Genomic DNA, 8346 nt, shown 5'->3' with positions numbered 1-8346 from the left:
CGCCGAATTCGCGCCCTGGGTGCTCGGCGCCACGATGTAGGCCGGGCACCGGGTTGTTAGTCTCCGTCATGCCCGGCCTCGGGCCGGGCATCCACGTCTTCTCTGTAGTTGTGCCGGGAGAAGCAAGACGTGGATGGCCGGGACAAGCCCGGCCATGACGAGAGTGTGCCCTACGGATCTGCGATGGTGACGAGTACTCTGTATTTATTTCCGCTTTCCGCGGCGTAGCAGACATGGGTGGACTCGCTGCTGGGTCGACCCGGTCGCAAATGACCCGAAGGCGACATTGGCTGCGCCGCTATCTGGACGGTCATGCAACGGCCAACACAAATCGACGAGAGGCGAGACTTTCTGTGAACTATAACCGCCGTCTGACACAGTGTTCCTAACGTGGAACATTTAATAAATGTGTATAAATCGGAACACTATTTTTGGTTGAACGTTATCCTCTTCCGTACGAGGAGCAATCAATGCGAATTTTTACAGAGAAAATTCCGCCGCCCCGAAACTCTGAAGTATTCGATGACAGCATCAAAGTTGATGCGACCTTGCAAAAACAGGAGGATCGTTGGGTTAAGGATATTGTAGCCAATCTTGCGGGCTTCTCTCCGAAGACCGATAAGTAGGAAGCAAGGCCGCCTCGGTTGGCGGCCTCTTTCATTTCCAGCGTGTGCACCATGTTGCCTATCTCGAAGCTGAGCTGGACCTGCGCTATCGAACGCAGTAGCTTCGTCAGCGCGAATTAAATGTCAACGGAGGCCCTCCGTGGAACATCGCGGCATCAGCATCTCGGTCGTCGAAATGAACTTTCCGCGCAGTTGGAAATGGACCGTGGGAAAGGGCAAAACGGTTTCGGTCGGCGTTTGCGCCACCCGACTGGACGCGATCCGTCAGGCTCAGACCTTCATAGACGCTGTTATCGATTGGGCGGCGTAATCCACTGCGGGGCGGTCGCTCGCGCGCGCGTCGACGGCTGACAGCGCAAACAGCGGACACGAATATAAGTTGTCGTGTGGGAACCAGTTCTCACAATGGATGTTTTACAAATATACCCCCGGGCGCGGCAGCCGATCAGTCGCGCTCGAACCGATACTCTCCGAGGTCGCACCATGAATATGTCAAGTGAAAGCCTGCTGGTCATTTTGTTTGTCGGCGTGGTTGCGGGCTGGTTGGCGGGGCAAATCATACGTGGCACCGGGTTTGGGATCATTGGTGATCTCATCGTCGGGATTTTGGGGGCTTTTATCGGAAGTTGGTTGTTGCCTCAGCTGGGTATTCATCTCGGTACGGGGGTTATCAGCGCGATCGTCAACGCGACCATCGGCGCCACGCTGTTGCTGCTGATTGTGCGGCTGGTTCGTGGCGGTGGTGGCTTCGGAAGCAGGTGGGGTGGCGGTTGGGGAAGCAGGTGGGGAAGCAGGTGGTAACTTCGTGCGGCGTGCAAGGTGGAATACCTCAACGCGGATTATTCGCACCTGGATGATCCGCAACGATTAAACTCAGACCAAGTCAGACTCAGACCAAGTAGGGCCGCCACAGTTGGCGGCCTCTTTCATTTAGAGACACTGACATTTAGAGACACCAAGCCCTGCATGGGATTCAGCGACTACGGGCATTGTGCTCCACTGTTGATCCAGGCCTGGACCAATTCGCCGGCGGATTCCTGGCTTCCCGGAGCAGGTTCGCGGCCTGGTCCGGGATTCCACCCCCAAGCCACCAGATCGTCGTTGGCGACATGCTCCCGCAACATTGCCAGATCGCGTCCGCCATTGCGGCTGGTATCTTTCAGTTGGCGACAGATGTCACCGATAGTCATGCCTTCCCAGGCCATCGATAGTGGCGCCAGACCCCAGCGTGGATTGCCTGGAATGCTCTGATAGGTGGCGGACCCGTTCAACCCGACATTGTTGTCGGTGTGACACTCTTCGCAAGATGTGCCGAGGTGTCCGGTGTCGCCGCGCCAGACTCCCGGCATATGCTCGTGATGATCGGCGCCCTGGAGCGGGTGATCGCCCGCGGGATGACAGCTCATGCAGCGCGGATGCGTCAACAGTTTTCCGATCTCGGCAAAAATCGCGCGCGAGCGTTCTGCCTGATCTGCGATCGATTCAAATTCCGATGGGCTTTTGAGATCCTGGTGGACCACGGACCCTGGCTCGGCTTCCGCAAAAGCGGCCGGAAGCGCGGTCGCCCCCGAGCAGCCTATTGCTGCCGCCAAAAAAATGAGCGTACCGACATCGCTCCCTCACCTCAAATCTGAAGGGCGAGCGCCAGCCGAGCTAATGGTTCCGCTTTGCCGAAGTGAGCGATCCAGTCTGGCCGAAACAGGACACTGGCATTTTCCAGATAGACCACTCAGCTGGAACCAAAATAATTCAGGAAAACGGTCGAAACCGAACAGCGGCAGCGCTGCTGCATGTGTTCGTCTGGCGATGGACCATGCAGATGTTCTGCAGACTCCTCCCTAACTTGACAGTCCCAGCGCATTAGCGCTGCGCTGGGCCTGCTTTTTCGGATCGTGGCCAAAGCCACGCGCTTTGACCGAAGCCAAGGGTGCGGTTCAGTTCAGTTGTGGCGGTCCGAACTGGCGCCGAACCTGATTTAACGGGTCATTATTGACCAGCGAATCGCAATGCAACCTGCTCTGTTCGCACTATATCGCCTCGCCTGTGGTCGTCAGCCGGCATCGAGAGTGTTGCGTTCCCGCACTCAAATTTGGGGAAATGACAATGACTATGATCAACGCAAAACAATGCAGGAAATACGCTGTCGAGTGCAAGTTACTCGCGTCATCGCCTGATATTTCACCCCGGCAATCACTTGAGCAAACGATCATGGCGCTCAACTGGGTCGCATTGGCCGATGAAATTGATCGCGATAACGCCCGAGCCGGATCTGCGGCATTTCCTCCGCGGGGCGGCCCTGTGGTGTCCTCAAATCTCGCGTGCCTCACTCGTCATAAGGCGGGCGAAGTCACCGCGTGACGGGGTAAGAACCTTCCTCGTAGCGCGACCGGTACATCGTCGCGGCACTTGCCGGCTGCGCCTATCTGGCCGCGCTGTCGAGTAAACGTTCGTCGTCAAAGACGGCGTTGCGCATTGTGCCGAACGCCCGGTACCGGGTAGATGGTCCCGTCCGCCAACGCACCAGAACAACCTGTTCGAAGAGGTTGAAATTTAAGTTGGGGCAGCATGGCGAGGCTTCATGATCCATCAGCCTCGCGTCTTAGAACCGCTCACTGTTCCAAGAGCGGAACATCCATTGAATGCGTGTATAACTCGGAACGCTGGTTTTGGTTGAACGTTGCCCTCTGTCGAAACGAGGAACAACCAATGCTGCAATTTACCGAGAAAATTCCGCCGCCCCGGCACCCCGAGACATTCGACGATAGCATCATGGTCGATGCTGCCTCGCAAAAGCTGGAAAAGGAGGATCATTGGGTTAGGGAATTTATAGCCAATCTTGCAGCCGTCCTTCGCAGGACCGGCAAATAGGAAGTAAGGCCGCCTCAGTTGGCGGCCTCTTTCGTTCCAAATCCGGAAATGCAGGTCGCATCCTGGCAGGTTCGAGACCTGCCGACAGGCCATGAGAATTTCTGTTGCTGGCGGTCGAGCGGAAGCCGCCGGCTCAGCGTCAAAACGGCGCGATGGTCCCGATTGAGACCTCGGTCTGATGCAGCAGCGTTAATTTTGCCTTTGAAACCGCTCAAAATCCGGTTTTACGGAACGTTTATGGATTCACTTTATAACCGGTCATTCGCTCAGAAGAGCGCCCCAGACGCTCAGGAAGAGCGATGCCAGCTGCAGATTTGTCCATTGTCGACGAAGTCGAAATCGCGATCAGCGCCGGGTCAGCGGAAAAGCGTCTGGAAACGATCAAGCGTGTGACGGATCTGTTTCTGTTATCCGCCGGCAGCTTCAACGACGAGCAGATCGAGCTGTTCGACAGCGTCCTCGATCGCCTGATCGGGACGATCGAGCTTCGGGCGATCGCGGATGTCAGTACCCGCATCGCGCTGGCCGACATGAGCAGTCAACTTGCGCCGATTGCCCAGGCGCCGCCAACGGTCATCCGTCGCCTTGCCGGCAATGACGAGATCGCGATCGCCGGTCCTGTCCTGACGGAATCCGCGCGCCTCAGCGCCGAGGATCTGGTCGAAATCGCGAAAACAAAAGGCGAGCCGCATTTGCTGGCGATTTCCGGCCGATGGTGGCTGAAGGAAATTGTCACCGACGAGCTGTTGGCCCGCCGCTACCCAAGCGTCAGCCGCCGGATCATCAATAACCCGGGCGCGCGGATTTCCGGCGCCGGATTTGCGATCGTTCTGGCACAGGCCGAGTCCGATCCCGAGCTGGCCGTCGAGACCGGCATACGGGTCGATTTGCCCGCGGAGCTGCGTCAGGAATTATTGCGCAAGGCGACCGAAGCGGTCCGGTCCCGGCTGTTGTCGCGCGCGCCGCCGCATTTGTTCGAGGAAATCCGCAGTGCCGTTGCCGCGGTCTCCGCGGGCGTCAACCGCGAGATGTCCAGGGTTCGCAGCTTTGCGGCCGCCAAACGCCTGGTGGTGTCGCTCAGCGACAGGGGTGAACTGAACGAGGCGACCTTGCTCGGCTTTGCCAGGCAACGTCAATATGAGGAGACCGTGGCTGCGTTGGCCGAATTGTCTCACTCCACCGTCGATGTTATCAGGCCCCTGATGCAGAGCCTGCGCGACGACGGGATCCTGGTCCCCTGCAAGGCCGCCGGGCTCGGCTGGGAAACGGTCCACGCGATCCTGGACAGCCGCTTCGCGACCGGCACAACGGGGCCGCGTGAATTGGCCAAGGCCCGGGATCAATTCGCCAAGCTGACCACGGAAAACGCGCGCCGGACGCTGAAGTTCTGGCAGGTTCGCGCGTCGTCCTGATGAATTGATCCGGCTTTTGCCGCTCAGGCGGTACTTCCATTTGACGACCACATCAGATATTCGCCCGCCTGGGTCAGGCCGCAAAATTGCCGGCGCGCTGCGTGCGATCGCCGGTGGCGGGACTGGCTGGTCTGTCGCTATGATCGGTCGCCGACCTTGAGCACGGCGGCGCGCGCATAGGTGCGTCGCGGAACGGAGTGAAACATGATTATCGACCACGTCAGGCTGCTGGCGCTTGCCAACCGCATCGTCACCGCGGGGGGCAGTTCACCGGCCGAGGCGGGCGTTGTCGCCGAGCATCTGGTCGAGGCCAATCTGCGCGGCCATGACAGCCATGGCGTCGGGATGCTCGTCGCCTATGTGCGCGACCTCGAGGCCGGTACGCTGAAGGTCAACCAGACGCCCGAGATTGTTTCGGACACCGGCACCATCTCGGTATGGGATGCCCGCGCCGGTTACGGCCAGGTGGTCGCGCGCCAGGCGGTCGAATGGGCGATCGGGGCGGCACAGCAGCATGGCGTTGCGGTGAACGGGCTGCGCAACGCGCACCATATCGGTCGCGTCGGCACCTATGGCGAGATTGCCGCGCGCGCGGGAATGGTGGCGCTGCACTTCGTCAATGTCGCTTCGGGCCCGCCACCGGTGGCGCCGTTCCGTGGACGGGAGGGCAGGTTCCTGACCAATCCGGTCTGCATCGCGATCCCGGGTACGTCCGACAACGAACCGATCCTGCTCGATTTCGCCACCAGCCGTGTCGCGCTGGGAAAGGTGAGGGTGGCGTACAATGCCGGCAAGCCGATGCTCGACGGCGCGTTGCTCGACCACGCCGGCCAGCCCACCACCGATCCCTCGGTGATGTACACCGAGCCACGCGGCGTGGTGTTGCCGTTCGGCGAGCACAAGGGCTCCGGCTTGGCGCTGGTGTGCGAACTGTTGGCGGGCGCCATTGTCGGCTCGGCCAGTGTCACCACGCCGACGCCGCCTGAACGCGGCATCCTCAACGGCATGCTCAGCATCGTGATCGATCCTGCCAGGCTGTCGACGCGCGACAGCATGATGGCCGAGATCGACGCCATGATCGCCTGGGTCAAATCGGCCGATCCCGCCGACCCGGACCTCCCGGTGCTGGTCGCCGGTGAGCCCGAGCGATTGGCCCGCGCCGAGCGCGTCGCCAATGGCATCGAGATCGATGACGCGACCTGGGGCCAGTTGTCGGCGATCGCCGAACGCTACCAGATCCGTATCGATGGCTGAGAGCCTGATTCAACCGGGTTGTATCAGGCTCGTCGTCCATCTTCTTGTCTCCCTGTTCACATCTCGAAGGTCAGGGGATCGTTGATCTCGGGGCCGGTGAACGAAGCCGCCATTGGCCGCCGCACACCCGGCAGCACCGCGACATCGTAAAGCTCGCTCACCGCGCCTTCGATGCGGATCCATTGCACGATGTCGCCGGAGCCGAGGTTGACGATCTGCACGCCGCACCAGCCGTCGGCGTCGCGCTTCTTCATCTCGTCGTCGAGCGGCAGGCCCGAGAACGAACCGTCGCGCGACAGCGACAGGCCCACGACAGCGTGATTGTTGTGGAACGCCAGCCCGCGCAGGAAGCCCGGACAGAACGCGCGTGGCGTGAAGTCGCCGCTTGAGAGATCGACGGTGCCGAGATGCCCGCTGCCGGAGTTCAGCACCCAGAGCTTGTTATCGTACCAGCGCGGCGAATGCGGCATCGACAGTTTCTCGGTGACGATGGCGCCGCTCGCGACATCGATCACGATGCCGCCCTCGGCGCGCCGCGCCCGCCAGCCACTGATCACGTCGCTGCGGCTGGTCGCCGTCACCCAGGCTGCCTCGCCGTCTTTGACCGCAAGGCCGTTGAGATGGCAGCGATCCTCGGCCGCCAGTTTCGAGATGAAGGACGGCTTCCAGAGCAGGCGGAAGGCATGCACCGGCGACAGCAGCGACAGGCAGGAATAGGCGGTGTTGACGAACACGATGCGGCCGTCGCCGAGCACGCTGATGTCGTGGATGTCGATCTCGCCCGTGGTGTGCGCGACGCGCGGCACATAATAGCGATCGGCGCCGTTCATGGTCTGGTCGGGGCTCAGGATGTTCTCGAAGCGCCAGACCTGGAACGCGGTCGCCAGCACCAGGCGCTGCGCATCGGCCCATACTCCCATCGCGCGGCCGGTGCCGACCTCATGAATCGCCAGACCACCGGCGTCATCGACGCCGACGAGATAGAGCCGTCCGGTCTGGTACGAGGTGAAGGCCAGGCTGACCTGATTAGCGCGCAGCCAATCCGCCATGCCACGCGAGCAGGTGATGTGCGCCGCCGTCAGTTGCGGCAGCGCGGCGGATGGTGGTGGGCTGGCGGGGGCGTCGCTCAAATGCGTCAGGTCCTCGATCTCTGGAATGCGCCATTGTTGCAGCAAACCTCAGGCGGCACCCAGCTATGTGGCACATCTCGCTATGTGACACGACTTGCTTTTTGACAAGACTTGGAAGCGCGATCCACAGTGCCCTTTTTCTGTTATTGCCGCGCCTGTGAGACCTCGTCATTGCCGGGCTTGACCCGGCAATCCATCTCGCAACAAGGTTTTTTCGACAAGATGGATCACCGGGTCAAGCCCGGTGATGACGGTCTTTGCTTGACGTCACGCATGCGCTGTCCAGGCAACATCGGGAAGCGCGATCCGCGGCGTCTGACTTTTTTGGGTGTCGAATGGCCGTTCCGGTAATTTCCCCGTGAGTGTTGCCGAATGGCCGCGTTTTTGTGCCTGTTGTGGCGGATGCGGCAGGCGACCGGGATGGACGCGCGCGAATCCCTTCAATATCAATACCCTTAAGTTGTATCTCGGGGCTGTTGGGGATTCGATGACGAGTGTGCTTCTCACTGTCCGGCACCTTCGAGGGCGAGTTCGGCAGCAACGTCAGCAGCTATGCCGGCAAGGGCGTCGTGCGCTATCAGTGGTGATTGGATGAATATCTCAACGCGTCGTCCCCGCGAATGCGGGGACCCATAATCACCGGCGTTTGTTGTTGCCGAGGTCTCTCCCATCGGTGTCCAAACGAGAGGACACGGCGTTGCGATGAGCGCAAGCGCTCACGCGGGGGTCCCTGCTTTCGCAAGGACGACGTTCTGTGCGGGTGACGACAAACACCGAATAAGCCGTCCCTACTTCAATCGACCCGACTGATTGCCCGACGGGCAAATCATCTGGGCCATTGACCGCCCGCCGTGTCCAGCCCTCGCCGCAAAAATATTCTGATTTTCCGAAGACCCCAAATCACTTTATTTTCCTGGCCGTCCTGTCCCACAGAGGGGCGGTTCGCGATCGTCACGGACGCGGGTCAGGATGCGGTGGACGTGGAAGCGCCGATAACGAACGGCGCGTGAGACGGACGGAGAAGTCGTGTGGTTCTGACGCCCCGATGCTGGCGTC

Annotated in this window: 10 protein-coding genes; 7 read left to right on the top strand and 3 right to left on the bottom strand. The window is 60.5% G+C overall.

Annotation, left to right across the window (positions count from 1 at the left end; all coding sequences use genetic code 11):
* Positions 1–470 precede the first annotated feature (470 nt).
* The 3 genes from ABR948_RS25700 (at position 471) to ABR948_RS25690 (ending at position 1427) form a co-directional block, all read left to right on the top strand.
* Positions 471–626, top strand: coding sequence for a hypothetical protein (locus tag ABR948_RS25700; RefSeq protein ID WP_423869364.1), 156 nt, complete (start codon positions 471–473; stop codon positions 624–626).
* A gap of 139 nt (positions 627–765) precedes the next feature.
* Positions 766–936 (top strand): hypothetical protein, encoded by a 171-nt coding sequence (locus ABR948_RS25695; protein WP_428123318.1) that lies wholly within the window; start codon positions 766–768, stop codon positions 934–936.
* Positions 937–1109: 173 nt separating this feature from the next.
* Entirely contained in the window at positions 1110–1427 is a 318-nt protein-coding gene (locus ABR948_RS25690; protein ID WP_428123317.1) for a GlsB/YeaQ/YmgE family stress response membrane protein, read from the top strand.
* Positions 1428–1606: 179 nt separating this feature from the next.
* Here the strand turns inward: ABR948_RS25690 and ABR948_RS25685 are convergent, their stop codons facing one another.
* Entirely contained in the window at positions 1607–2050 is a 444-nt protein-coding gene (locus tag ABR948_RS25685) for a hypothetical protein (RefSeq protein WP_428123316.1), read from the bottom strand.
* 679 nt (positions 2051–2729) lie between these two features.
* Here ABR948_RS25685 and ABR948_RS25680 point away from each other — a divergent pair.
* The gene (locus ABR948_RS25680) at positions 2730–2984 is read left to right on the top strand and encodes a hypothetical protein (protein ID WP_428123314.1); all 255 of its coding nucleotides are present in this window, start codon (positions 2730–2732) and stop codon (positions 2982–2984) included.
* A 251-nt stretch (positions 2985–3235) separates the two neighbouring features.
* On the opposite strand, the gene ABR948_RS25675 is transcribed toward ABR948_RS25680, so the two are convergent.
* The gene (locus ABR948_RS25675) at positions 3236–3394 is read right to left on the bottom strand and encodes a hypothetical protein (RefSeq protein ID WP_428123320.1); all 159 of its coding nucleotides are present in this window, start codon (positions 3392–3394) and stop codon (positions 3236–3238) included.
* On the opposite strand from ABR948_RS25675, the gene ABR948_RS25670 reads away from it, so the two are divergent.
* From ABR948_RS25670 to ABR948_RS25660, 3 genes are all read left to right on the top strand, one after another.
* Positions 3333–3494, top strand: a complete 162-nt coding sequence (locus ABR948_RS25670) for a hypothetical protein (RefSeq protein WP_428123321.1) — start codon at positions 3333–3335, stop codon at positions 3492–3494. The two genes, ABR948_RS25675 and ABR948_RS25670, sit on opposite strands and share 62 nt — an antisense overlap.
* Before the next feature lie 299 nt (positions 3495–3793).
* Positions 3794–4906, top strand: a complete 1113-nt coding sequence (locus ABR948_RS25665; protein ID WP_428123313.1) for a DUF2336 domain-containing protein — start codon at positions 3794–3796, stop codon at positions 4904–4906.
* 204 nt (positions 4907–5110) lie between these two features.
* Complete coding sequence (locus tag ABR948_RS25660; RefSeq protein ID WP_428123312.1) at positions 5111–6160, top strand: malate/lactate/ureidoglycolate dehydrogenase; 1050 nt, start codon at positions 5111–5113, stop codon at positions 6158–6160.
* 56 nt (positions 6161–6216) lie between these two features.
* On the opposite strand, the gene ABR948_RS25655 is transcribed toward ABR948_RS25660, so the two are convergent.
* A complete protein-coding gene (locus ABR948_RS25655) occupies positions 6217–7290 on the bottom strand; it encodes a TIGR03032 family protein (RefSeq protein ID WP_428123311.1) in 1074 nt (357 codons plus the stop codon).
* Positions 7291–8346: the final 1056 nt, after the last annotated feature.

The sequence above is a fragment of the Bradyrhizobium sp. genome (assembly GCF_050014615.1).
Lineage (GTDB): Bacteria > Pseudomonadota > Alphaproteobacteria > Rhizobiales > Xanthobacteraceae > Bradyrhizobium.
Note: the sequence above shows the minus strand (reverse complement) of the source record. Positions and strands in the feature narration are given on the sequence as shown.

Excerpts from the sequence above, each read along its gene's own strand:
- ABR948_RS25700 (WP_423869364.1), top strand. The coding sequence starts at position 471 with ATGCGAATTTTTACAGAGAAAATTCCGCCGCCCCGAAACTCTGAAGTA.
- ABR948_RS25690 (WP_428123317.1), top strand. The coding sequence starts at position 1,110 with ATGAATATGTCAAGTGAAAGCCTGCTGGTCATTTTGTTTGTCGGCGTG.
- ABR948_RS25680 (WP_428123314.1), top strand. The coding sequence starts at position 2,730 with ATGACTATGATCAACGCAAAACAATGCAGGAAATACGCTGTCGAGTGC.
- ABR948_RS25670 (WP_428123321.1), top strand. The coding sequence starts at position 3,333 with ATGCTGCAATTTACCGAGAAAATTCCGCCGCCCCGGCACCCCGAGACA.
- ABR948_RS25675 (WP_428123320.1), bottom strand. The coding sequence starts at position 3,394 with ATGCTATCGTCGAATGTCTCGGGGTGCCGGGGCGGCGGAATTTTCTCG.
- ABR948_RS25665 (WP_428123313.1), top strand. The coding sequence starts at position 3,794 with ATGCCAGCTGCAGATTTGTCCATTGTCGACGAAGTCGAAATCGCGATC.
- ABR948_RS25660 (WP_428123312.1), top strand. The coding sequence starts at position 5,111 with ATGATTATCGACCACGTCAGGCTGCTGGCGCTTGCCAACCGCATCGTC.